General features: G+C 52.3%; 27 protein-coding genes. 2 read left to right on the top strand and 25 right to left on the bottom strand.

Annotated features, from left to right (window positions below; translation table 11 throughout):
- Positions 1–40 precede the first annotated feature (40 nt).
- The 3 genes from crl to gpt all read right to left on the bottom strand — a co-directional run bounded on the left by crl (position 41) and on the right by gpt (position 2295).
- Positions 41–442, bottom strand: a complete 402-nt coding sequence (gene crl, locus HEM79_RS18050; protein WP_000174679.1) for a sigma factor-binding protein Crl — start codon at positions 440–442, stop codon at positions 41–43.
- 57 nt (positions 443–499) lie between these two features.
- Positions 500–1744 carry an esterase FrsA gene (gene frsA, locus HEM79_RS18045; protein ID WP_000189561.1) on the bottom strand — a complete coding sequence of 415 codons (1245 nt, stop codon included), beginning with the start codon at positions 1742–1744 and terminating at the stop codon, positions 500–502.
- Between the two features lie 92 nt (positions 1745–1836).
- A complete protein-coding gene (gene gpt / locus HEM79_RS18040) occupies positions 1837–2295 on the bottom strand; it encodes a xanthine phosphoribosyltransferase (protein WP_001291989.1) in 459 nt (152 codons plus the stop codon).
- Between the two features lie 260 nt (positions 2296–2555).
- Here gpt and pepD point away from each other — a divergent pair, with 260 nt between their 5' ends.
- Entirely contained in the window at positions 2556–4013 is a 1458-nt protein-coding gene (gene pepD, locus HEM79_RS18035; protein WP_176242005.1) for a cytosol nonspecific dipeptidase, read from the top strand.
- A 56-nt stretch (positions 4014–4069) separates the two neighbouring features.
- Here the strand turns inward: pepD and prfH are convergent, their stop codons facing one another.
- The 15 genes from prfH to lafA form a co-directional block, all read right to left on the bottom strand.
- Positions 4070–4684, bottom strand: a complete 615-nt coding sequence (gene prfH, locus HEM79_RS18030; protein ID WP_000602117.1) for a peptide chain release factor H — start codon at positions 4682–4684, stop codon at positions 4070–4072.
- Positions 4681–5820: an RNA ligase RtcB family protein gene (locus HEM79_RS18025; RefSeq protein WP_183082708.1), complete on the bottom strand. Its 1140-nt coding sequence runs from the start codon at positions 5818–5820 to the stop codon at positions 4681–4683. The genes prfH and HEM79_RS18025 overlap by 4 nt, the downstream gene beginning before the upstream one ends.
- Before the next feature lie 193 nt (positions 5821–6013).
- Positions 6014–6466, bottom strand: coding sequence for a GNAT family N-acetyltransferase (locus HEM79_RS18020; RefSeq protein WP_021550272.1), 453 nt, complete (start codon positions 6464–6466; stop codon positions 6014–6016).
- Positions 6467–6475: 9 nt separating this feature from the next.
- Positions 6476–6874 (bottom strand): type II toxin-antitoxin system mRNA interferase toxin YafO, encoded by a 399-nt coding sequence (gene yafO / locus HEM79_RS18015; RefSeq protein ID WP_176242001.1) that lies wholly within the window; start codon positions 6872–6874, stop codon positions 6476–6478.
- 2 nt (positions 6875–6876) lie between these two features.
- A complete protein-coding gene (gene yafN / locus HEM79_RS18010; RefSeq protein WP_000554758.1) occupies positions 6877–7170 on the bottom strand; it encodes a type I toxin-antitoxin system antitoxin YafN in 294 nt (97 codons plus the stop codon).
- Between the two features lie 51 nt (positions 7171–7221).
- The gene (dinB, locus tag HEM79_RS18005; RefSeq protein WP_021550271.1) at positions 7222–8277 is read right to left on the bottom strand and encodes a DNA polymerase IV; all 1056 of its coding nucleotides are present in this window, start codon (positions 8275–8277) and stop codon (positions 7222–7224) included.
- Positions 8278–8406: 129 nt separating this feature from the next.
- On the bottom strand, positions 8407–9312 hold the full coding sequence (gene lafU / locus HEM79_RS18000; RefSeq protein WP_176241999.1) for a putative lateral flagellar export/assembly protein LafU: 906 nt from the start codon (positions 9310–9312) through the stop codon (positions 8407–8409).
- A 2-nt stretch (positions 9313–9314) separates the two neighbouring features.
- On the bottom strand, positions 9315–10178 hold the full coding sequence (motA, locus tag HEM79_RS17995; protein WP_001169518.1) for a flagellar motor stator protein MotA: 864 nt from the start codon (positions 10176–10178) through the stop codon (positions 9315–9317).
- Positions 10179–10193: 15 nt separating this feature from the next.
- The gene (locus HEM79_RS17990) at positions 10194–10910 is read right to left on the bottom strand and encodes a FliA/WhiG family RNA polymerase sigma factor (RefSeq protein ID WP_176241997.1); all 717 of its coding nucleotides are present in this window, start codon (positions 10908–10910) and stop codon (positions 10194–10196) included.
- A 19-nt stretch (positions 10911–10929) separates the two neighbouring features.
- Entirely contained in the window at positions 10930–11397 is a 468-nt protein-coding gene (locus HEM79_RS17985; RefSeq protein WP_105280666.1) for a flagellar basal body-associated FliL family protein, read from the bottom strand.
- 7 nt (positions 11398–11404) lie between these two features.
- On the bottom strand, positions 11405–12472 hold the full coding sequence (locus tag HEM79_RS17980) for a flagellar hook-length control protein FliK (RefSeq protein ID WP_176241995.1): 1068 nt from the start codon (positions 12470–12472) through the stop codon (positions 11405–11407).
- Positions 12469–12780, bottom strand: coding sequence for a flagellar protein FliT (locus tag HEM79_RS17975; RefSeq protein WP_085460403.1), 312 nt, complete (start codon positions 12778–12780; stop codon positions 12469–12471). Before HEM79_RS17975 ends, HEM79_RS17980 begins: the two co-directional genes overlap by 4 nt.
- Positions 12781–12784: 4 nt before the next feature.
- Complete coding sequence (gene fliS / locus HEM79_RS17970; RefSeq protein WP_085460402.1) at positions 12785–13177, bottom strand: flagellar export chaperone FliS; 393 nt, start codon at positions 13175–13177, stop codon at positions 12785–12787.
- A 22-nt stretch (positions 13178–13199) separates the two neighbouring features.
- Positions 13200–14516 carry a flagellar filament capping protein FliD gene (gene fliD, locus HEM79_RS17965; RefSeq protein WP_176241993.1) on the bottom strand — a complete coding sequence of 439 codons (1317 nt, stop codon included), beginning with the start codon at positions 14514–14516 and terminating at the stop codon, positions 13200–13202.
- A 289-nt stretch (positions 14517–14805) separates the two neighbouring features.
- Positions 14806–15720: a lateral flagellin LafA gene (lafA, locus tag HEM79_RS17960; RefSeq protein ID WP_105280664.1), complete on the bottom strand. Its 915-nt coding sequence runs from the start codon at positions 15718–15720 to the stop codon at positions 14806–14808.
- Positions 15721–16205: 485 nt separating this feature from the next.
- Here lafA and HEM79_RS17955 point away from each other — a divergent pair, with 485 nt between their 5' ends.
- Complete coding sequence (locus HEM79_RS17955; protein ID WP_176241990.1) at positions 16206–17072, top strand: transcriptional regulator; 867 nt, start codon at positions 16206–16208, stop codon at positions 17070–17072.
- 58 nt (positions 17073–17130) lie between these two features.
- On the opposite strand, the gene HEM79_RS17950 is transcribed toward HEM79_RS17955, so the two are convergent.
- The 7 genes from HEM79_RS17950 to flgH all read right to left on the bottom strand — a co-directional run bounded on the left by HEM79_RS17950 (position 17131) and on the right by flgH (position 22730).
- Positions 17131–18108: a flagellar hook-associated protein gene (locus HEM79_RS17950; RefSeq protein WP_176241989.1), complete on the bottom strand. Its 978-nt coding sequence runs from the start codon at positions 18106–18108 to the stop codon at positions 17131–17133.
- 16 nt (positions 18109–18124) lie between these two features.
- On the bottom strand, positions 18125–19054 hold the full coding sequence (gene flgL / locus HEM79_RS17945) for a flagellar hook-associated protein FlgL (protein WP_176241987.1): 930 nt from the start codon (positions 19052–19054) through the stop codon (positions 18125–18127).
- A gap of 14 nt (positions 19055–19068) precedes the next feature.
- A complete protein-coding gene (gene flgK / locus HEM79_RS17940; RefSeq protein ID WP_176241985.1) occupies positions 19069–20445 on the bottom strand; it encodes a flagellar hook-associated protein FlgK in 1377 nt (458 codons plus the stop codon).
- Between the two features lie 9 nt (positions 20446–20454).
- Positions 20455–20577: a hypothetical protein gene (locus HEM79_RS22735; protein WP_286178620.1), complete on the bottom strand. Its 123-nt coding sequence runs from the start codon at positions 20575–20577 to the stop codon at positions 20455–20457.
- A 73-nt stretch (positions 20578–20650) separates the two neighbouring features.
- Positions 20651–20950 carry a rod-binding protein gene (locus HEM79_RS17935; protein WP_137471265.1) on the bottom strand — a complete coding sequence of 100 codons (300 nt, stop codon included), beginning with the start codon at positions 20948–20950 and terminating at the stop codon, positions 20651–20653.
- Entirely contained in the window at positions 20950–22050 is a 1101-nt protein-coding gene (locus HEM79_RS17930; RefSeq protein WP_176241983.1) for a flagellar basal body P-ring protein FlgI, read from the bottom strand. The genes HEM79_RS17935 and HEM79_RS17930 overlap by 1 nt, the downstream gene beginning before the upstream one ends.
- 14 nt (positions 22051–22064) lie before the next feature.
- Complete coding sequence (flgH, locus tag HEM79_RS17925) at positions 22065–22730, bottom strand: flagellar basal body L-ring protein FlgH (protein ID WP_176241981.1); 666 nt, start codon at positions 22728–22730, stop codon at positions 22065–22067.
- Between the last annotated feature and the right edge of the window lie 275 nt (positions 22731–23005).

The raw sequence follows: 23005 nt of genomic DNA, 5'->3' as shown, positions 1-23005 counted from the left end.
CCGGAAGAGATGCTCAAACATCGCATCCGGCACTTTTCACTCACGCCGTTAACTTCACCGGCTCATCACGAAAATCATCCGCCGGTTCCAGCTTCAGATTCAGCGTCGCCAGCAGTTCACGCAGCTTTTCATGAAACTCGCGCAGAGTGTGCTCCAGCCGCTCAACCACTTCCGCATCTTTTACCTGAACATGCGTCCAGTCGCCTGCTTTATCGAACAGACCAAACTGGTAACTGTAGGTAAAACGGGATTCCTGCGCTTCCAGTTCCATCCACCAGCCCCAGAACTCACGCACTTCCGGCGCTGGCTTCACATTGACGCATACAGCCAGACAATCGAAAAAGAATCGATTATCTTCGCACTTACCTTCACGAATATACGGGCCTAGTGCGGTAAATTTTTTGATCAATCTGCTTTTCGGGTGTCCACTCGGTAACGTCATTGCGATCTCCTGTTGTGAAGCAACTGTTTTACCAAATTGACAAAATTTAGCAAATTTTTAACACAATCGCTTTTCGAGCCAGTTGGTAATTTCCTGGAGTGCTTTGTCAAAATTCCGATACACAGGATTAAATGGAATTTCTAACAATTTACCGTCAGCAGATGACGAAGTGATTAATCGTGAATCCTCTTCCGGGCTGAACGGATCGTTCTTCCAGAAGCCTGATAACATTGGCGTTGGGCAGCGACGTCCCAGCAACCCTTGCACTTTCAATGAATAGCGATTCAGCTCTACACGTAACGCTTCATCGGAAGCATCGTGCATCCCTAAACGACTCGCCAGAACGTCAAGATACATTTCCGGCACCTGTTGCTGGCAATTAAAATCACTCAGCAAGGTGTGAACCACTGGACCTAAACAGGCCACAGCTTTCAGACGCGGCGATTCAAGGTAAGCCAGACGTACAGCGACGTTAGCACCAAAACGGAAACCAAAGGCCGCAACGCGTGTGTGATCCACCCACGGCACGTTAGGCAGCGCCTTTAACACATGCTGATGCAGAAGGCTGGAATCCTGGGTGAGTTTCCATTTTGAAGAAAAACCAACCGAAGGCATATCGATAGTCAACATCGCAATGCCGCGCGGCGCAAAATAACGCTCATAAAGGGAGTAATAGTCCGTTTGCATCGCATCCAGACCACCACACATTAATACTGTCGGGAACGGACCATCGCCTTTTGGCATATGGAGAAACCCGGTGATGGGCGCGCCCCCCGGCACAGTGAATTCCATTTGCCGCATCGTTCCTGGCAGACGTTGCGCCGCTTCTTCATAAGCGCGGTTTGATAACGTCTGCGCCTGTTCTGCCAGATCATCACCCTTCAGGTGTGGATAGGCAGCAATATTGTACAACGTCGCTGCGTGCAGCCAGTAACGACCGCTGACTTGTGGATTTTCTTCCGCACACGCTTTCTGTTGCCACAACATCGCCTGGGTGGCCCACTCATAAATCCAGTTACCGCCACGGTAACCAATCACCGTATCGTACAAATCATTGTCGGTGCGTTCGGCATCGCTCATCACAATACGCGCCTGGACGTCGAGGATTTCACGAGGATCAACGCCGCGCCAGATCCACATCAGGCGGTTAATCATGCGATACCAGTGGGGAATAGTTTTGCCATCAAGAGCCGACTGCACAGGCGGTTGTGCACCGTGATTAAAACGGCGGACAAGCGTCGAGGTTTCAGGGTGTTTAAAGCGGGGTTTGAACAGGGTTTCGCTCAGGTTTGCCTGTGTCATGGATGCAACCTCCAGGAATACTTACTGGAAGCTATTGTAACTCGCCTGCAGTTAAAAAGAACAACGCCCGGCAAAGCCAGGCGTTGAAAAGATTAGCGACCAGAGATCGGCGGAACGAATACCACGCCCATATCCCACGGTTGTTCAATCCAGGTATCTTGTGGGATATCAATAACATAATCATCAACCAGTGGACGACCAGCCGGTTTAGCGAAGATGGTGACAAAGTGCGCTTTAGGATACATTTCACGAATCGCAACCGCAGTACCGCCAGTATCCACCAGATCATCAATGACGATGAAACCTTCACCGTCGCCTTCTGCACGTTTCAGCACTTTCAGTTCGCGCTGGTTATCGTGATCGTAGCTGGAAATACAAACGGTATCGACATGACGAATACCCAGTTCACGTGCCAGTAACGCACCCGGTACCAGACCGCCACGGCTAACGGCAATAATGCCTTTCCATTGTTCAGAAGGCATCAGTCGGCTTGCGAGTTTACGTGCATGGATCTGCAACATGTCCCAGGTGACGATGTATTTTTCGCTCATGTGAAGTGTCCCAGCCTGTTTATCTACGGCTTAAAAAGTGTTCGAGGGGAAAATAGGTTGCGCGAGATTATAGAGATCTGACGCACTAAAAACCAGTATTTCACATAAGTCCGCGTCTTTTTGCGCACTGCTACTACCTGTCGCTGGATAAAGTGGTATTCTCAAACATATCTCGCAAGCCTGACTTGTGCTGACAACATTTTCTGCTAACCCTGTGACCTGCAATACTGTTTTGCGGGTGATCGACAAGGAGACTTAACGTGTCTGAACTGTCTCAATTATCTCCACAGCCGCTGTGGGATATTTTTGCCAAAATCTGTTCTATTCCTCACCCGTCCTACCACGAAGAGCAGCTTGCTGAATACATTGTAGGTTGGGCAAAAGAAAAAGGTTTCCATGTCGAACGCGATCAAGTGGGGAATATCCTGATTCGTAAACCTGCCACCGCAGGTATGGAAAATCGTAAACCGGTCGTCTTACAAGCTCACCTCGATATGGTGCCGCAGAAAAACAACGACACCGTGCACGACTTCACCAAAGATCCTATCCAGCCTTATATTGATGGCGAATGGGTTAAAGCACGCGGCACCACGCTCGGTGCAGATAACGGCATTGGCATGGCGTCTGCGCTGGCGGTGCTTGCCGATGACAACGTGGTACACGGCCCGCTGGAAGTGCTGCTGACCATGACCGAAGAAGCTGGTATGGACGGTGCGTTCGGCTTACAGAGCAACTGGTTACAGGCAGATATTCTGATTAACACTGACTCTGAAGAAGAAGGTGAAATCTACATGGGCTGCGCGGGTGGTATCGACTTCACCTCCAACCTGCATTTAGACCGTGAAACAGTTCCGGCTGGCTTTGAAACCTTTAAATTAACCTTAAAAGGTCTGAAAGGTGGTCACTCTGGTGGCGAAATCCACGTTGGCCTGGGTAATGCAAACAAACTGCTGGTGCGCTTCCTGGCAGGTCATGCGGAAGAACTGGATCTGCGCCTTATCGATTTCAACGGCGGCACACTGCGTAACGCCATCCCGCGTGAAGCCTTTGCAACCATTGCTGTCGCAGCTGATAAAGTCGACGCACTGAAATCGCTGCTGAATACCTATCAGGAGATCCTGAAAAACGAACTGGCAGAGAAAGAGAAAAACCTGGCATTACTGCTGGATTCAGTAGCGAACGACAAAACTGCGCTGACCGCCAAATCTCGCGATACCTTTATTCGTCTGCTGAACGCCACCCCGAACGGTGTGATCCGCAACTCCGACGTGGCAAAAGGCGTGGTTGAAACCTCACTGAACGTGGGTGTGGTGACCATGACCGACAACAACGTAGAAATTCACTGCCTGATCCGTTCTCTGATCGACAGCGGTAAAGACTACGTGGTCAGTATGCTGGATTCGCTGGGTAAACTGGCTGGCGCGAAAACCGAAGCGAAAGGCGCATATCCTGGCTGGCAGCCAGATGCTAACTCTCCGGTGATGCATCTGGTACGTGAAACCTATCAACGTCTGTTCAACAAGACGCCGAACATCCAGATTATCCACGCGGGTCTGGAATGTGGTCTGTTCAAAAAACCGTATCCGGAAATGGACATGGTTTCTATCGGGCCGACTATCACCGGTCCACACTCTCCGGATGAGCAAGTTCATATCGAAAGCGTTGGTCATTACTGGCGGCTTCTGACTGAACTGCTGAAAGAAATTCCGGCGAAGTAATTATTTGATTTGCTGCCGGATGGCGTTTAATCGCCTTCCGGCAGTTTCATCCTTCATTACCCTTCGATAAATGCCATCCCTGTAAATGTCCGTCGCGGGTTACCACGTTCAATCTGGTGATGGAACATTCGCCGCTGCGATTTCAGCGTTGCGCTATTTTCCTGTTGCTGTTGTTCCAGCTTCCAGGCAATCAGCAATCGCGCCAGCCGTTTGTTAGCATGCTGGCTGCGCTCGGACTGTACTTTCACGCTAATCCCGGTTGCCAGATGCGTGGCGCGCACCGCCGAGTCGGTCTTATTAACATGTTGACCGCCCGGCCCCGACGAACGCAGCGTCTCATAACGGATCGCATCTGATTGTTCCTGCTCATCAGCGGTAAAACGTCCAATACCAAGAAACCAGTTTTTACGCCCGTGATGAGGCCGGTATGGGCTGGGGCAAATCCACTGGATAGTACCGCACCAGCTTTCACTTAATGCCAGTGCGTTATCGCCATCCAGAGAAACCAGTGCCGAACGCAATGTGTCTGAATAGCGGCCCGTTTCTGTTTCCAGCACCGTTGTCGCAACACGCTGTTGGGATGCTTCTTTAATCAGCCTGTCCAGCGCCTTTTTCACTGCGAGACAGCATTCTTCCGGCCCCTGGGCAGAGGAGAGTTGCAACAAGATCATCCTTTTTTCCCTCCACTGTTTTTGAGCGTCAGTACCGGACGCAGCCGCGCGACAGGAATAATTAAACCGGCCTGCACCAGACATTGCACCACGCTTTCAGCCGATTTATAGGCTTGTGGCGCTTCTTCGAAGATGAGTTGTTTATCGCGGCAAATTACCCGGCTACCAAGTTCAGTACGTGAGAGTTGCGTCGTCGTATATTTCGCTGCCAGCCGCCCTTTACACTCGGTGCGCCCCCATTTGCGCCCTGCCCCATGAGCCAGCGAGTGCAATGTTTCTTCGCTCCTGACAGGCAGTACAAGCCATGAGTAATCACCGCGTGAACCAGGTATAACCACCAGGCCACTGTCATCTGGCGTAGCCCCTTTACGGTGTAACCAGCCTTGTTGATCGCCAATTTGACTCGCGGTAATAAAGTTATGCGCCACATCCAGAACCGGACTTCCGCTGGCTTTCACCTGCTGCATTATGCGCAGAGCGATCATCTGGCGATTCATGCGAGCAAACGCCAGCGCATCGTCATGCTCCGCGATATAACATAGTGCGTCGTCACTGCCTTCCGGCAAACCATGATGCGAAAATGAGGCAATATGTTTTTGTAAAACAGACTGCCCGAAACCACGCGAGCCGCTATGAACCAGCAGTTGCAGATGCTGCGCATCCAGGCCTGCCAGTGCAAACAGTTCAGCGTCGATGATTTGATCTATCTGTTGCAGTTCTGCGAAGTGGTTACCGCCACCGATGGAGCCAAGCGCGCTGCGCCACGGGTGCTGTGCAAATGCTGACGGCAGGTTTTCCTCCAGCCAGCTTTCTTCAGCAACGTCATCCAGCGCAGATAATCGCTTTTCGAACTTATCGGCGTTGTATTTGCGGGTAAGGATATCTGTTTGCCATAGCGCCATGCCGCAGCCGATATCATTGCCGACCAGTGCCGGGTAAAAACGACCTACGGAGAAGAACGCTGCTCCAATCGGGTAGCCGCGTCCGGGGTGTAAATCAGGCATCCCTACTACGCGTTGCATGTTGGGTAAATTTGCCGTGGTATGTAATTGTTGGATCGCTGAACTTTCGATCCACAGGTCATCGGATGCGATGGTAAATACCGCATCGGATAAGGGACGAATATATTTGCCCATGTACCATTCCATTTATAAATATAAAAAATCAGGAAATGGCAGACGAATCCAGGGCAAGAAAAAAAGAATTAATCCTGGAAAGGTCTGCAAAGAGTCATTGATAAAGGATTTGTCATAATTTACCTCCTTGCAGTTTGTGGAATAACAAAACGCGCACATACTAGGCTGGCGTTATTTTCATTGCAAGCCGGATTTAATGTTGCTGTTTATAACGCATATGAAAATTAGTAAACCACTCTCCCCGGCATTCAACGCGCTGCTGCTTAACTACCTGAAAACCATAACGTTGAAAAAAGGGTTTTGCGGTTATGCTGGCATCAACCGTAAGTTCGGATTCAGACTTAATAAAAGGTTTTAACAAGGCACTAGCGACACCACAGCGGGTGTATTCCGGGTCAACAAATAGCATATCGATATAGTGTTCAATGCAGGTAATAAAGCCGACCAGCTGTGCATTAATGACCGCAACCCGCACTTGTGATTGCACGAGTTTCTCCCTCCAGCGAGATTCATCAATCTGCGCCCAGGCGGCAATTTGTTGCGGTGAATAATGCTGACTGGCAGTCATCGTAACCGCTCTAATGAAAATAGCGCATAGTTGCTGAAAATCGCCAGGCTGATAGTCTCTTATTTGTATGTTATTCATAATATAAATTCAAAAACGCATACGAAACGCTTCTGCCATTTTCCCAATTTTATGCATTTGGTTGTTATCTCGAGCGAGTTTATGAGGTTCAGGTTTCAGAATGGCAATGAGCAACCATGCTTGCTCATCAAACGCACCCTGGCAATATACCAAATGCGCTTCGTCATTCGTTCTGCTGAATTGGCGCAACTGTGGCGGAAATGGATTATTCTCATTTGCCATATGAATATGAGCAACTCGCTCAAATTTAATTAATGGCCAGGTAAACGAATCGTCGTAGAATGCATCGCGACCAAATATATCTGGCAAAACACCGTCACGCTTATAGGAAATAAAATCCGCCGTTAACGCATCAAGTTCCTCTGCTGTAAGTTGCAGGCGAATAAGTTTTGTTTTGAATACCCGCATCCTTATTCCTTAAAGTCATTGAAATCATCATCCGTCATATCATTAAGATATTGTTCAGCGCGGCGTGTAATTTCCTCTAATCTTGCAGCACTCGGACGGAAGCGCGCCTTTATGGGCTTTTTCTCCTCTTGTTCAGCAAGCATGTCCATTAACGCTTCGAATGCGCTGGCACTTAAGAGATATCCTGCGGGGCGATTATTAGAAAGAACCGCAACCGGTTGATCAATAAAGTATTTAGCTGGGTTTTTACGTAACTCAGTGATATTGACCGATTTTTCCGCGAGAATTCGATGCATACAGTGATACCCTCATAATAACGCACACCAGAATATACATAATAGTATACATCATAATCCCAACACCAGTTGTCTTTCCATTTGCGGATCAAGCAACGTCACATGCAACCCCACCAACCGTACACCGCGTCCGCCGCGACGTTCATCCCAGGTTTTACGCGCAGTGGCGATTAGGTCAGCTTTATTCAAACGCGGCCAGACATGCTCCTGAGTGGTTTGCTGAAAATCATCGAACTTTAATTTCACTCCCTGGCGGGCGATCAGTAAATCAGGCTTCACCTTTGCCAGACGGCGCTCCAGTTCAGGATAAAGCCGCTCAATAATCGCTTCACATTCAGACCAGTGATGGATATCTTCCGCCATCGTGCGTTCCACACCGACGGATTTACGCAGCCGTTCACTGTTAACATCGCGCTCGTCGATACCCTGGCTACGCTCCCACAAAATGCGGCCAAATTTGCCAAAGCGCTTGAGCAATGTCACCAGATCACACTTTTGTACATCACCGCAGGTGCGCAGTCCCATCGCCTCTAGTTTTGCCGCTGATACTTTGCCGACACCAGGAATCTTCGCCAGCGGCAACGTTTGCAGAAATGCAGGAACGTCAGCAGGTGTAATCACAAACTGACCGTTGGGTTTGTTCATGTCAGAGGCGATCTTGGCGAGAAACTTTACCGGCGCAACTCCCGCAGAAGCCGTCAGGTGCAACTCGTTAAAGATTGTCTGACGGATTTCCTGGGCGATGAGAGTCGCAGAACCGTGGCAATGCACGCTGTCGGTGACATCGAGATAGGCTTCATCCAGCGACAGCGGTTCAATGCGCGAAGTGTAACGCGAGAAGATTTCGCGGATATGATTTGAGGCTTCTTTGTAGGCGTCAAAGCGCCCCGGAAGCAAGGTGAGGTGCGGGCATAATTTGAGCGCCATGCCGGTTGGCATTGCGCTGCGTACACCAAATTTACGCGCGGGATAATTGGCGGTGCTGATCACCCCCCGACGTTCGCGGCTACCGCCAATAGCAACAGGGATATCGCGCAGGGCGGGATTATCACGCATCTCCACCGCTGCGAAAAAGCAGTCCATATCCACATGAATGATTTTACGCATCGCTCACCTCTCAATACTGGTAAAGTATACAGTGATTTTAGGGTTTGAGAAATGCGTAAAGGTTTTGCAATCAGTCCCCCTTAACGCCGGATGCGCTGCGCTTGTCCGGCCTACAGGAGGCTGTTTTTGTTACCCATGCAGCTTATCCAGTTTTTGCACCAACGGCTGCACCACCTTATCTCCATGCTGACCAAAATATTGATACAGCGTGTCCGAGGCGCTTTTGGTTAGCACCATAATCTCAATGCGCCGGTTGCCTGCGCTTTGCGGATTCTTCGCGTCCAGCAGCATCTGGTCTGCCATCGCGCTTACCTGCATCACTTTATCTTCCGGCATTCCGGCATCTTCCAGCACCCGACGGGCAGAAAGCGCGCGGTCACCCGAAAGGTTCCAGTTGTTATAGATATTGCTTTTATAGGCCATCGCATCGGTATGCCCGGTGATAATGATCTTGTTATCGAGTGAGTCAAAAACAGGCGCTAATTCCACCAGCAGCGTTTTAAAAAACGGCATAATCTTCGCGCTGCCGCGTTCAAACATATTGCGGTTTTGGTCGTCTTTAATCAGCACGCGTAATCCCTGCGGGACAATCTCCATCTCCAGATTCGCTTCCATATGCGCATTACGGGCGATGGTGTTGATATTGGTCGCCAGCTCGCCCAGTTCAGTGGCGGATTTCTTCTTCAGTAACGCCGTTTTCTCGTTCACATCACGTGCTTTTTTCTCGGTTTCTTCCGGCACCGCCACGGTAGTCGGTTTCGGCGGATGAGTCGGGCTTATTTTATTTAACGGCGACAGCCCGCCACCGTTGAAGATCGACTGCCCATGCAGCGCCGCCATAATGCTTTCACGCTCGGATTTACTGACGCTGTTCACAATCCACAGGGTCATAAACAGCGCCATCATCGCCAGGGTAAAGTCGGCGAACGCCACTTTCCACGCGCCGCCGTGATGCCCGGCATGATTCTTTTTGATCTGCCGCCGGACGATGGTGGTTTTTGCCCCACGCTCGCGGCGGTTACCCGTCTTTCTCATGCTTATTCTTGCTCCAGCATCGCATTCACCCACGCATCGAGATTGGCGAAGGTCGGTTTGGACGCCAGATGCAGCAGCTTACGCCCGGCGTCCACCGCCAGCAGCGTCGGTTTGCCGCCCGCCTGCGCCACCAGCACGGTACGCACACACTCCAGCAGCGAATGTTCCGCCCGTGCCTGCTGTTCCATGGCGTTGGCGAGCGGGTCCATCAGGCAGTAGCAGATAAACACGCCTAAAAACGTCCCCACCAGCGCCGCCGCCACTTTCAGGCCAATCAGGGCGATAGAGCCGTCAATCGACTGCATGGTGATGATAATGCCCAGCACCGCCGCACAAATGCCAAATCCCGGCATCGCTTCAGCGGTACGTTGCAGCGAGCGTGACGGCGTTAACAGAGACTCTTCAGCGGTGTCCAGCTCCTGATCGAGAATGCCTTCCAGTTCGTGAGCATCAATTTTGCCCATTGCCATCAGGCGAAAGTTATCGGCAATAAAAGTCACCAGCCGCTTCTGGGTTAACACCAGCGGGTATTTCTGGAAAATAGTGCTCTCTTCCGGTTGCTCAATATGTTGATCAAGCATCCGCAGACCGCCGTTTTGCACCATTTCGAGCAACTCATACAGGCACATTAAAAGCTGACGCTGAAACTCCGGCCCGAGCTGTTTTTTACTGATCACACCTTTAATTTGATGGGCTATCTCTTTCAGCACATGTTTCGGGTTACCGATAATCATCGCCCCGAAACCTGCGCCTAAAATAATGATCATTTCCGCCGGTTGCCAGATAGCCACTAATTGCCCGCCTGCTTCAAAATAGCCGCCAAATACGCAGCCGAGCACCACCAACAAGCCTAAAATCTTTTGCATGATTTCCTCTTCACATTAATTCGGACAGACACAATCACGAATTTTCTGTGCGATCTGTTTATTCAGTTGACAAATTCTGGCTTCAGTCAGCCCTAATACCAGCGCAATCTCTTTTAGATTCATCTCATGCTGGTAATACATTGAAAGGATCAGTTGCTCTTTTTCACTTAATTGCGCCAGCGCGTATTGCAGCATTTTCTGGGTGACAAACTGATCTTCCAGTTCTCTACCCACAAGCGAAATGCCAGGACCTTCTCCGTTGAGCAACTCATCAAGACTTGCAAGCATTTCCGCCCCTTCCAGTTGCTGATATTCGAGATAATCTTCATGCGAGATCCCTTCCCCGGCCAGTTCTGACCACTCCGGTTCGTGCCCCAGTTTTTTCCGCGTTTCACGAATCAGGTCTTTCATCTGGTGATATTTCTGCCGAAGCTGGCGCGGTCGCCAGTCGAGTGCGCGCAGCTCATCAAGGATCGCGCCGCGAATACGGTGCACGGCGTAACCTGCAAAACCTTCATCCGGCAGCCCGTATCGGCGAATGGCGTTAAGCAACCCCATTAACGCCGTCTGCTCCATATCCTGACGGTCAATAATGCAGTTACACTGCGGAGCAAGTTGCCGCACCACTTTACGCACCAGTGGTAAATAGGCCTGCAAATAATGACTCTCCTGCTGCGGGGTTAATACCGGCGCGGCAGCAAATTCTTCTGACTCGAATACGTCCTGTAGCATGTTTATATCCGCCTGGTGATTACTGGAAGACCACTTTTTTCACCAGCAAATCCTTATACGGTGCGCTCATTTTGCGACGCTGAAGATCTTTTTTCAGCGCGTCAGAAATCAGTTTGCGGATGGCAGATATTTTCATGCCGCGCAAATCTTCAAATTTCATTTCCGTCAGGCATTCAACCGCAATACTTTGATACAGCGGCTCCTGATGTTTTATTTTTTCCGCTTCTTTGTCACTGGCGACCACCATCACTAATTCTGCCGACAAATAATGGTCAGCGCCGTTATTGTCATGCAGCGTGACAATGGTTTCCGGCAAGGTCACAAATACGCTTTTGCTTTCATCCATCGTTTCCACCGATTCCGCCCGCGCAGCGGCAATCGGTTTTCCTTTTCCGGCATAATGATGCCAGACTCCCCATCCAGCCCCGGCACCGACCACCAGCGCCAGAACGGCGCTGACCACGCCCGCCACCACGATTTTCTTCATAATGCCTTTACACTTTGATCAAAACGGATTCGTTCTGTTGAAATTGAGGCGCATCGTCGAGAAGTAAGGCTGCACTCACCTCTTCCTGCTGATGGCCCGACTGTTGTTGCTGCTGCGACTGCCCTTCGGAGGAGACTTGTACGTTCACCTCCATAAAATTTTGCGCCGTCAGATGTTGTCGAAGATCGTCGCTAAACTGCTGTAACGCGCGGCAGACCTCACTTTGGTTCGCACCGATGTGCACCGTCAGTTTGCCGTTGTCGAGTTGTACGGCGATCTCGAGTTTGCCAAGCGACGGTGGATCAAGACGGATGGTGGAGATCTGCTGCTGTTTATTGAGCTGAAAGTGGATCTGATCTTTCAGCAAGATCGTCAGTTTTTCGCCCAGTTCGTCCATCGAGAGCGTAACGGGTTTGGCGGCGATTTCGTGATGATCGCTGACCAACTCCGGCGTTTTAACCTGCAACACCGCGCGCGGCATCACCGGCTCGCTGTCCGGTACTTTTTCCGCTTTACGCTCAACCAACGGGCGCACGGTCACACGGTTTGTATCGGATTTCGTGCGTACAGGCTTCACAGAAGCGCGTGGCTGCGAGGGTGCAATGGCGCGTAAATCTTCGCTGGCGTAAGTCGCCAGCCTGGCCTGCTGTTCGGGTTTTGCCTGCGGCAACTGGGCGAGAGCTTCCTGCAACTGTGGCGGCAGTTCCTGCGTTGTTGGCGCAAGGGTTTGCTGCGACGCATGTTGTACGATCGCCTTAGCCAGATGTTGCATCACCGGCGATGCAGCCACCGTCAGCGACGGCTGCACGGCTGCCTGTTGCGCTTGAGGCGCGGCAGATTGCGGCAGTAACAGCGCCATCAAGGCCTGCATCGCCGCCGGATCGTTCTCCTGCGCACGCGTCGCCTGCTGTTGGGGGGTTTTAGCACTATGCACACGCTCTGCCACCGCCGCGACGGCCATTTTCGGCAGCGTAAACGCAGGCGCGTTTTCCCCGCTCACCGACGGTAAGATGTCCGTTTTCAGCGATGCCGTTTCTGCAAGCGTTCCGAGCGTGGCAAGCAATGCCGGATTCATGATTTCTCCGAGAATAAATTAACAATTGAGTAGGCCAGTACGCCTTCCTGATGCCGCTGATGCTGTTCCATGCGCGCCTTTAACACATCTGCGCGCTGCTCGCGCCGTTTAATCAGGGCATTAAACGCGCCGTACAGTTGCGCCTTCACCGCATCCAACTGTGCCGCATCGGTTTCTGCCACCGCGTAGTCGTGAAACTGGCGCATCAACTGCTGATGCAGCGCCGGAAGGCGTCGCCAGCGTTGTTTATCCAGCGCCTCATTCATCGCCTCAACCAGGGCGAAAAGTTGCCTGCGTTGTTTTTCCATCGTCTTAACCCAGCTTGCCCGAAAGCCCTTCCCAGCCTTCACGCAGGTTGCTTAAGATGAGCATCACTTCATCGATTTTTTCCGCCGACAATTCACCGCTGGCTTCATATAAACGCCAGACGCAATGGTCATAGAGACGCGAAAGATTCACCACCAGCTCGCCGCCGGTTTCAAACTCCAGCGAGCTAGTGAGCGCGTTGAGAATGTCGATGCATTTGTTGATGCTCTGAGCTTTCTTTTCGAATCGCTTCGCTGCGATATGGCTTTTGGCGCGTTCCAGCTCATCCATCAGGCCGGAAAACAGCACCAGTACCAGTTCGAGAGGTGACGCCGCTGCCGTGCGAGCCGCAAGGTCAACCTCTTTATATTGCGAATAGCCGTCCTGTACTTCGTACATCTTTAGGGATATTCCTTGTTAATTACGCGAATGCCGCCATGCTGGCTTTCATGGTGTACACCTCGACCAGCGTGTTGGTGTACTCCTCAAGATAGCGATCGTAGTTAGCGTTATAGGTGTCAGTAAGCTGGTCGCCTTCGTCCTGAATTTTGCTCATCTGATCGTCAATGTTCTGCTGACGCAGGGTAATGATGCCGTTGCTGGAGTCCGTATAGGTGTCGATCAGGTCATCCATCTTCGCCACCATGCTGTTATCGCCGACGAAAATAGAGGTCAGACCGTCGGGATTTTTCGCCATTTCGTCGTTGAACTGGTCAGAGTCGATCTGCAAATGACCGTGAGAATCGAGGGTGATGCCATAGTCAACAATCGACACGCCGTTGTAGCTGGCATGGGCGATGTCATCGAGCTGGTTCGCCAGTGAACTTAGTCCGGCGTCGCCCGCAAACACCCCGGCGCTGCTACTGTCATCACCGTGGGTGGTCAGTGAATCAACCGTATCAATCAGCGAGTTATAGGCATCAACGAAGGTCTGTACTTTCTCCTGGCTGGCGCTGGAATCTTCGCTGATGTTAAAAGTGGTGAGATCGCTGTCAGAATCGCTGACTTCGGTGAAAGTCATGGTGACGCCGGGGATCACATCATCAAAGGTGTTGCTGCTATTGGTAATGGTGGGTCCGGTGGCGCTGCCGAGATGAATAATCGCGTCCTGAGCCGTGGAAACATCCGTGGGAACGGGCGCGCTGGCGCTGTCGTTTGTTGCATCATGCCCCGTTACGCTGAACGAAAACGCGCTTTGCGCGCCGGTGCTGTCTGATGTCAGCATGATGGTGGTGGTGCCGTCGGTTTTCACCAACGCCGCCGAAACGCCTGGATTATCATCGGAGTCGTTAATTGCGTTCACCAGTTCGCTGGCGTCGATAAAACCGTCGCCGTCACCGTTCTGATCCGCCGCAGCCAGATCGATATCCATGGTGCTGTCGCCCATCGTCATTTCGAAGGTGCCGGTGGCGGAAAAGGCGTCGTCGCCCATACTGAACGTAGTCTGCTGCCCCTGCGCCAGTTGCTCAACGAAAAATGAGTAGCTTCCCGCCTGCGCCTGCGAGTTAGCGGAAACGGTCGCCGAGTCATTATTGCTGGAAGCGGCAAAAGTCACCGGGCCGTCGGTATCGCTGTTCAGCGCGTCAACGGCGCTCTGGAAATCGCTCAACGCCGAGCTGAGCGAGTCCAGGCCGCTGCTTTCAGCATCCAGCTCACTCTGCTTCTCCTGCAAATTTGTCGCCTGAGTGGCGACATCGGCATAAGCGATTTCTTGCGCAATGGTTCTTGGGTTAATCATTGATGACTCCAGATAACGATGTCAGGTTATTGGCAAAAGGCGTGCCAATATTTTTTATGTGAATAATCAATAGATTGAAAAACGAGGCGGAAAGCGTGTTTCCGGTTCGGCGGAAATAAGCCTGCCGCCAAAAGCACAACACCGCCCACAGGCGGTGTTGAAACTGATGACAAACGCAACACTGCCTGATGCGCTGCGCTTATCTGGCCTACAAAGTTTCTGCAATATATTGAATTTGCAATGTTTTGTAGGCCGAATAAGGCGTTCACGCCGCATCCGGCAATCCGCGTTACTGCAGCAGGCTGGAAACCATGCTGGACATGCTGTTGGACTGTTTCAGCATGGTGATGCCGGTCTGCATCAACACCTGCTGTTTGGTCATATTGGACGCTTCCGTCGCGTAGTCGGTATCCATGATGTTACCGATAGCGACTTCGGTGTTGTCCTGCATACTGGTCAGGTTGTTGGCGGTATCGTTCAGACGGTTGATAGACGCACCCAGCTTGGACTGGATCTGAGAAACATCATCCATCGCGGTAGAAATGCTGGTGATCATCTGGTTAGCCGAGCCAGACGCGGTCAGTTCAGTACCGCCAGAAACACCTGCTGTGCCAGTGGTGTCTGCCTGATCCGCGCTAAAGGAGTTGCTGATCGCAGAAAGGTCTGTCACCAGCGTATTCAGTTGGCTTGAAATGTTCACGGTCATGGTGTCAGAAGATTCCGCACCCACCTGGAAAGTTACCGCGCTCTGGAACAGGCCGTCAGTACCGGTGTTGCTGGTGCCGGAAACACCGAACAGGTTGGTGCCGCCGTAGGTGGTGTTTTGCAGCATGTCAGACATCTGCTGACCCAGTTCGTCGTATTCGTCCTGCATCGCCTGCAGATCGTCGTCGCTGTAGGTGCCGTTCGCTGCCTGAGTGGAGAGGTCTTTCATACGACCCAGTACATCAGACATTTCGTCGAACATGCTGTCGGCAGTTTGCAGCATCGCAGTAGCATCGTTAATGTTGCTCAGCGCCACGCCCATACCGCTGGACTGTGCAGTTAAACGGTTAGCAATCTGTTTGCCCGCCGCATCATCTGCTGAAGAGTTAATACGGTTACCAGTCGCCAGGCGTTCCATAGAAGTAGAAAGAGACGCGCTACTTTTGCTGATTGCGTTAACAGCGGCCATTGATGCGTTATTGGTATTCATAGATAACATGATACTGCTCCTTGGGATTAATCGTTTTCATTTCGATACTCTGTAAAAACGACACCCCACGAGCAAACTTAAAATGACTATTAAAAAAATTTCCGTCTCTTTTATCGGATGCCACTTTTAGCTAAAAAAAACAGAATCAAAATTCAGATAAAAAGATTATTAGCAATATATGCCACATGGCCAGGTGACAAAACATGTCAGCCTCAAATGCTTGTTATCACTCAGATTACCATCAGAAAAATTGATTATTACCCAACGAACTGATGCCAAAATTTACATTGCGTTGCAAATAACACACATTTTACTATTGTGACTCGCCATCCATTTCGTTACATTCTCACGCCATATAGTGATTAAGAATAATCCTATTACCATTAAATATTAATTATTACGCGGTAAAACCATCTTCTCAAGGATGTATAAGACTCTGCTTAATGCAGCGGACTATCAGGAAACATTTATCCCTTGCTAAGGTAAACTCAACCATGAGTATTATTATCAACAACTGGCGGATGGACCCGTCGCTTAATGCCTTAATTCATTGTGAAACGGGTGAAACACGTCGTCTTGGCGAATACCATTTTATTTTGCTGGAAACATTAGCAAAAAATGCCGAGACAGTTTTATCGCGATCTTATTTATGTGCCGAGGTGTGGAAAAATCGCATTGTCGGCGGTAACAGCTTGCCTACGGCGATCCACGCCTTGCGTGTTGCCATTGACGATGATGGTAAACAACAGAACATTATTAAAACCATTCCGAAGAAAGGTTATCTGTGTAATAAAGAATATATTTCTTTGCCTGCATCATCATCGATTGAAGCATTGGTGAATATTGCGGTTGAACCGCAGGAAGTTGTTTCACCTGTTTTAGACGAAGAAATATTACCAACCACACCGCAACTCCCTACTCGTACTACTCGTAAAAAACGTAATTATGTGCCGGGACTGATGATGTTAGCTGTTGCCATCGTCACTGGCTCAACCGTAGGTTATACCTACGATAAAAATATGCCTGACACGCCGCAACTGGTTAAAGAGACGGTAAGTAGTCCGCGAATAAAGATATTTCATCTTAGTACTGATGGGGAAAATAATACTGCGCCATTACTTTCACAAACCCTCGCGCCGGGGAAAGAGAAGTTAGATAATTTATTGTCAGCGCATAATATGACCATGACAACCTATTATAAATATATTCATAACCGACTGGAGAGTGATATCGTTCTGCGTAACCAGTGCAACGGTAGCTGGCAATTAACCTTTAATGTGGAAAGCTGGCAGAATAGCGATATTAGTAGCGCGATGTATCAGAATTTAGAGAAGTTGTTAAATACCGTGCAGAAATGCTGATGAATACCATTAAATGCCGGATGCGACGCTAAACGCGTCTTATCCGGCATACAAATAATTAGCCCAATAAATTCCTCACCGTCTGGCTGGAAATCCGCGCCTGACCGTTCACCGCCTGTAATAACACCTGATAATTATGATTGGCGCTATCCAGCACTCCGCCGAGGTTTTCCGATGCCTGCACCGCATTCTCTGCATCAGGGAAGCGGGACATGCCATCAATTAACTGCCGCGCTTTCTCCTGCTGCACCGCCATTTGCGCACGTTGCTGACTAATACTTTCTAACGTCTGAGAAATCCCCGCCCCGCCCTGTTGCAGGCTTTGCGCTAAACGGTCGACCTGCGACGGCTCGGCAAATGTTTTTAGCGGCGTAAACGCAGACTTATCGCCATCGGCACGCACGCTTAAGGTGCGTTCGATATGGGGCCACTGTTTTTCTGACGTGGAGAAACTGATGCCATCGGCGTGTTGATGCATCTGCATCCCCACGCGGCGCAGCGCGTTGGTCAGCCGTGTCTGATACTGCCCGGCGCTATCATCATCAGATAACATCACCGCTGCAAGCTGGGTCTGACGCCCGTCAGAAACGCTGAACATCCGCGTTCCCGGCGTGGGATTGTGTACGAGATTCGCCAGATCCGGCGAGTGAAACGTCACCCGCGCTTCGCCCTGCAACACCGGCTGCAACTGGCGGTCCACCGCGCCGCCGGAAAGCGCGGTACGTTTGTCCAGCATCTGCGTGAGCGTTGTATTCTGCGCCTGCCCACCTTTGCGCTGGCTATGACGATAATCGAGCAACTGCTGTTCCAGTTGCCCAAGATAATGGTCCGCCTGCTGCAACGTAGTGAGCTGATCGTTAAGCTGCACGCTGTAACGCTGCGGGCGAGTGGTAATCAGCGGCGAGGCCGGATATTCACTCGCCGTCGCCGGGAGCTTTTGCCGCACCGCCTGAGTGGGCGCAACGGTTGACGTCGATACCGCAGAGCTATGCGCCCCACCGGTGGCGAGTGACGAAGAAGTAAGTCCGACCTGCATACTGTTCCTGAAAGAGTTAGAGAACGCTGAACAAATTCAACTCACTCACTTTCGAGTAAGTCTTGAGGGTAGCTTCCATTGCCACTTCCAGTCCGGTAAAGGTGATCGACGCCGGGCCGTAATCGAGATCCTGTAAAGAGCCAATCAACTGATCGTTGGAGGTGGAGATATCCGTCTGCGCATCGCTCAGCATCGACATGGTGTTTTGCGTTTCGCCAAGCGAAGCAATTGATGCGTTGAGGTTGTCCGAGGCGGTGTCCACCACATCAACGGCGTTCTGAATATCGCTTTGCACCTGCGGATCGGCCGGGTCAACGTCCGGGTTTTGCAGCTCCTGCGACAGGGAATTCAGGGTGTTGAGCACGTCTAAATTGCTGCCGAAAAAATCGCTCGCCGCCACGTTGGTATCCACTTCCACGCCGTTCGACACGGTGGTCTGGCGGTGGTCGCTGTTACCCTGATAGCTGTAGCTGTCGGTAACGCCGTCGCCGTCATCATCTACTGCCACAATCGGCGGCTGATCGTTGATGGTGCCGCCAAACACGTAGTGCCCGTCTTCATCCTGATAGTTCAGCGCCGCGACCATTGATTCGGTGAGCGACTCAATATCCTGCCCGAGGCTTGCGAGCGAATCGGCGGTATTGGTGCCGTTCGCCGCTTCCAGCAGGTCGTCGCGCACAGCCAGCAGGCTGTTGTTGACGCCATCAAGAATCGACTCCTGCTGACTTAACCCCGCCGACGCGGAGTCGATATTGCTCTGATACTGCTCAATCGCCGACTGCTGGCGGTTCAACTGGGTAATGCGCGTAGCGGCGATAGGATCATCCGACGGCTGTAAAATCTGCTTGCCGGTTGCCATCTGCTCGACCACGTGCGCCAGATCGCCGGAGAGATTATTAAAACTTTGCGTCATCGAGACGTAGGTTTGTTGGGTGGTTACTCGCATTCTCGCGCTCCCGCTTAGCTGCACATTTCCAGTACCGAATCGAAAATCTCGGCGCCGGCGGAAATGACTTTCAGATTGGCTTCATAAATTTGTTGATAGGTGATCAGGTTCACCGCTTCTTCGTCCATGCTGACACCGCTAACACTGCTCTGCTGGTTTTGCGCCTCAGAATAGACATTGGACGCGGCGGTCACTTCGGTCTGGTTTTGCTGACTGTAGATGCCGATATTGCTGATAATCGACGAGCACGCCTGCCCTACCGTCACGCTGCCAAGGTTGTCGATCTCCAGCGGTTCGGTGGAGATGTTGATCAGCGCCTGGAGGTTGTCGCTGTTACCGCTTTCGTCTGGCGAACTGGAGAACGCCAGCTCATCGGCAGTGATATCCGGGTTAACGGTCAGCGGGCCATCGGCGTTGCTGGCATCGTAAATAAACAGCGGCTCACCGGGATTACCGTTGAGATCGTAACCCTGCGCCAGTTGATTGTTGACCGCATCGGCAAACTGCGACGCCATGCTGTTGATGGTGTCGGTCAGTGGCGTCAGCACGTCGTTTTGATAGTCGAACAATGCGCCTAATGAACCGCCTGTATCGGTGGTCATGGTCGAGGTAGTTCCGGCAAAGGTCAGCGACATGGTCGGCGTGCCATCGGCGTTGGTTTCCAGCGCGATGGTCGAACTCTGCTGCCCGCTCACCAGTGGCTGGCCGTTTTGCAGGGTGACATTGTAGTTGCCCTGGTCGTCGATATTGACCTGCACATCCATCATTCCGCTCAGTTCTTCCACCATCTGATCGCGAGCGTCGTAGAGCGCGGAGGCGTTATCACCGTTGGCTTCGGCCTGAGCGATTTGCTGGTTATAGCTAGCGATGCCGCTGGTGAGCGTATTGATTTGCGACACCATCGCCTGCTGCTGGCTGATGATTTCCGTGCTTTGCGAGTCGATGTAATCCAGCGTGTTATCGATACGCAACGACAGCGCCCCGGCTTCGCTGATCACCTGCTGGCGCAGGGCGGAATCATCGGGGCTGGTGGTCGCTTCGTTAAGGGCGGCGAAGAAGTTATCGAAGCCGCCGCTCAGGCTGCTGTTATCGTCGCTTAGTACCGCTTCCAGTTGGCTGAGATACCCCTGCTGGGTGCTGTAATAGCCGTAATCGCTGGCGGCATACCACACCTGATTCACCTGATACTGGTTGGAGACGCGGCGAATGCTGTCTACCTGTACGCCGTTACCGGCGCTGTTCGGCGAACCGCCGCTGGCGCCGATGGTGCTGATCTCCGCCACCTGGCGGGTGTAGCCCGTGGTCATGGCGTTAGCGGTGTTTTGCGCCGTGACGTTCAGCTCCACCTGCGCCGTTGATGCGCCGCTGTAGCCGATGTTAATCATGTCCATGTTGGATCCTTACCGGTAAATCGTGCCGGTTAAAAGCGGCGTGAAGTTGTCGATTCTTAAGTGGGTGATGGTGCGCGCTGATGCCCTCACCCCGGCCCTCTCCCACAGGGAGAGGGAGAAAACCAGCGCCATATTCACCTCCGCGCTCGATCGGTCCCCTCGCCCCTTCGGGGAGAGGGTTAGGGTGAGGGGCAAAGCGCGCACCTCACCTATGCTTCGGCGACAACTGCTTCACAATCATCGCCGCGATCCCAATCCCGTGCTGCTGCGCCAGGGTGTTACACAACTCATCGTCATAAAACCCCTGCATCATGCGCACCGAATCGCTGTTAAACGGGTTATCTTTCGAATCAAACAATTCGTTGGTTTTTCGCATCTCTTTGAGCATATTGCGTAAAAAGATCGCCTCGAACTGTTCAGCGGCCTGTTTGATATCATTGGCCTGAACTTTCGGCCCCATTAACGCATCGCTGCCGTCAATCCCACCGCTGCCATTGATTTTCATCAGATCACCTCCAGGTCAGCATCCAGCGCGCCCGCTTCATGCAACGCCTGCAAAATCGACATAATGTCGTCCGGTGATGCGCCTAAACTGTTCAACGCATTCACCAGTGTTTTCAGGCTGCTCGACTCCGGCAAACTCACCACGCCAGGGCGCGCATGATTCACCGCGATATTGCTCTGCGGCGTCACCGCCGTGCGCCCGCCTGCGAAGGCATTCGGCTGGCTGACGTTACTGGTTTCGTTAATCGAGACGGTCAAACTGCCGTGCGATACTGCCGCCGCGTGCAGCGCAATACCATCGCCCATCACCACCGTGCCGGTGCGGGAGTTAAACACCACGCGGGCGCGGATTTTCTCCGCCTGTACCTGCACATCGTCAAGCTGCGACATAAACGCCACCCGCGCGCCGGGGCTGGTGGGCGCGCGCACGGTCACGTTGGTGGAACTCTGCGCGGTGGCGATGCCGCCAAACGAGGCGTTGATCGCCGCCGCAATGTTGTTGGCATCTTTAAACGACGGGCGTTTCAGGTTGAGAGTGATAGTGTCGCCCATCTGAAAATCGCTGGGGATCTCGCGCTCCACCGTCGCGCCGTTGGGAATTAACCCGGCGGTCGGCGTGTTAACCGTCACGCTTGAACCACTGGCCCCGGTGGCATTCATCCCGCCCACCACCACACTCCCCTGTGCCAGGGCGTAAACTTCGCCATCTGCGCCGTGCAGTTGGGTCAGCAGCAAAGTGCCACCGCGAATACTTTTGGCATCGCCAATCGACGAAACGGTAACGTCGATGGTCTGCCCGCGCGAGTACATCGGCGGCAGCGTGGCGCTCACCGCCACCGCCGCCACGTTTTTCACCTTCGGGTCGATTTTATTCGGCAGTTGCACGCCAAACTGGCGCAGCATATTGGTGATGGTCTGGTTAGTGAATTTGACCTGATTTTTATCGCCGGTGCCGTCGAGACCGACCACCAGGCTGTAGCCCACCAGTTGGTTTTCGCGCACGCCCTGTACGTTGACCAGCGACTCCAGCGATTGCGCCAGCGCCACGCCAGGCAGCGCCAGGCTTACGGCGATAACTGCGGCCTTTATCCAGTTTTGCATTGCACTCTCCGGCATTAAATCGGGAACAGAGGATGGTTAAACAGACGCGTCAGCCAGCCTGCGGCGTTGGCATCGCTTAACGCGCCGCGTCCGGCATAGGAGATGCGGGCATCGGCGATCCGCTGGGAGGAAACCGAGTTGTCGTTCTGGATATCGTCGGCGCGTACCAGGCCACTTAAGCGGATGTACTCATCGCCCTGGTTGAGGGTCAGCCATTTCTCGCCGCGAATTTGCAGAATGCCGTTGGGCTGAACCGCATGGACGGAAACGGTGATCTCCCCACGCAGGCTGTTCTGCTGCTGGGAAGTGGCGCTACCGTCAAAGTCGCGGTTGGCGTCGATGGAGCCAGAAAGCTTATCTTTGGTGTGACCGAATACCGTTGGCGCGGTGATATCGACGCTGTTGCTCTTGCCGAAGTTGGTTTTCGCCTGTTTGCTCGACTGGGTCGATTCTTCGAGGATCACCGTCAGGATATCGCCCACACGGTAAGCCCGCCGGTCAGCGGTTAGCGACCAGTTGTAGCCAGTTTCAAACACGCCTCCGGCACGCCCGTCTGCCGGAGGCGGCGCTTCGGTGGTTGGTGGCGCAAAGTATGCGTCGTCTTTTTTGACCAGAATGGCCTGCGATTCACACCCGCTAAGCAGGGGAAGCAGCGCCACCAGCCAGAGATAATTTTTCACGTTCTGCCTGTTTAGTGTTGCAGGCCACAGATGTGGCCGGTTGTTTGGTGGGTGTGGAGCGGTTTGTTCCCCTCACCCTAGCCCTCTCCCCAGAGGGGCGAGGGGACTGGCCTGTGCGCATTGTTACATCGTGCGCCGCTTTTCTCCCTCTCCCTGTGGGAGAGGGCCGGGGTGAGGGCATCAGACCGCACGTTCCCCCTCACCCTAACCCTCTCCCCGAAGGGGCGAGGGGACTGGCCTGTGCGCATTGTTACATCGTGCGCCGCTTTTCTCCC

The organism is Escherichia sp. 93.0816 (genome assembly GCF_013368855.2).
GTDB lineage: Bacteria > Pseudomonadota > Gammaproteobacteria > Enterobacterales > Enterobacteriaceae > Escherichia > Escherichia ruysiae.
This window is presented reverse-complemented; position numbering and strand designations above follow the sequence as displayed.

Coding starts and splice junctions, on each gene's coding strand:
- yafO (WP_176242001.1), bottom strand. CDS start 6,874: ATGCGGGTATTCAAAACAAAACTTATTCGCCTGCAACTTACAGCAGAG.
- HEM79_RS17955 (WP_176241990.1), top strand. CDS start 16,206: ATGAGTATTATTATCAACAACTGGCGGATGGACCCGTCGCTTAATGCC.
- lafU (WP_176241999.1), bottom strand. CDS start 9,312: ATGAGAAAGACGGGTAACCGCCGCGAGCGTGGGGCAAAAACCACCATC.
- fliD (WP_176241993.1), bottom strand. CDS start 14,516: ATGATTAACCCAAGAACCATTGCGCAAGAAATCGCTTATGCCGATGTC.
- HEM79_RS17985 (WP_105280666.1), bottom strand. CDS start 11,397: ATGAAGAAAATCGTGGTGGCGGGCGTGGTCAGCGCCGTTCTGGCGCTG.
- flgK (WP_176241985.1), bottom strand. CDS start 20,445: ATGGACATGATTAACATCGGCTACAGCGGCGCATCAACGGCGCAGGTG.
- motA (WP_001169518.1), bottom strand. CDS start 10,178: ATGCAAAAGATTTTAGGCTTGTTGGTGGTGCTCGGCTGCGTATTTGGC.
- HEM79_RS18020 (WP_021550272.1), bottom strand. CDS start 6,466: ATGAATAACATACAAATAAGAGACTATCAGCCTGGCGATTTTCAGCAA.
- crl (WP_000174679.1), bottom strand. CDS start 442: ATGACGTTACCGAGTGGACACCCGAAAAGCAGATTGATCAAAAAATTT.
- HEM79_RS22735 (WP_286178620.1), bottom strand. CDS start 20,577: ATGGCGCTGGTTTTCTCCCTCTCCCTGTGGGAGAGGGCCGGGGTGAGG.
- frsA (WP_000189561.1), bottom strand. CDS start 1,744: ATGACACAGGCAAACCTGAGCGAAACCCTGTTCAAACCCCGCTTTAAA.
- HEM79_RS17990 (WP_176241997.1), bottom strand. CDS start 10,910: ATGCTACAGGACGTATTCGAGTCAGAAGAATTTGCTGCCGCGCCGGTA.
- HEM79_RS17980 (WP_176241995.1), bottom strand. CDS start 12,472: ATGAATCCGGCATTGCTTGCCACGCTCGGAACGCTTGCAGAAACGGCA.
- lafA (WP_105280664.1), bottom strand. CDS start 15,720: ATGTTATCTATGAATACCAATAACGCATCAATGGCCGCTGTTAACGCA.
- prfH (WP_000602117.1), bottom strand. CDS start 4,684: ATGATCTTGTTGCAACTCTCCTCTGCCCAGGGGCCGGAAGAATGCTGT.
- HEM79_RS17930 (WP_176241983.1), bottom strand. CDS start 22,050: ATGCAAAACTGGATAAAGGCCGCAGTTATCGCCGTAAGCCTGGCGCTG.
- HEM79_RS18025 (WP_183082708.1), bottom strand. CDS start 5,820: ATGGGCAAATATATTCGTCCCTTATCCGATGCGGTATTTACCATCGCA.
- dinB (WP_021550271.1), bottom strand. CDS start 8,277: ATGCGTAAAATCATTCATGTGGATATGGACTGCTTTTTCGCAGCGGTG.
- flgL (WP_176241987.1), bottom strand. CDS start 19,054: ATGCGAGTAACCACCCAACAAACCTACGTCTCGATGACGCAAAGTTTT.
- fliS (WP_085460402.1), bottom strand. CDS start 13,177: ATGTACGAAGTACAGGACGGCTATTCGCAATATAAAGAGGTTGACCTT.
- HEM79_RS17935 (WP_137471265.1), bottom strand. CDS start 20,950: ATGAAAATCAATGGCAGCGGTGGGATTGACGGCAGCGATGCGTTAATG.
- yafN (WP_000554758.1), bottom strand. CDS start 7,170: ATGCATCGAATTCTCGCGGAAAAATCGGTCAATATCACTGAGTTACGT.
- HEM79_RS17950 (WP_176241989.1), bottom strand. CDS start 18,108: ATGCAGGTCGGACTTACTTCTTCGTCACTCGCCACCGGTGGGGCGCAT.
- HEM79_RS17975 (WP_085460403.1), bottom strand. CDS start 12,780: ATGGAAAAACAACGCAGGCAACTTTTCGCCCTGGTTGAGGCGATGAAT.
- gpt (WP_001291989.1), bottom strand. CDS start 2,295: ATGAGCGAAAAATACATCGTCACCTGGGACATGTTGCAGATCCATGCA.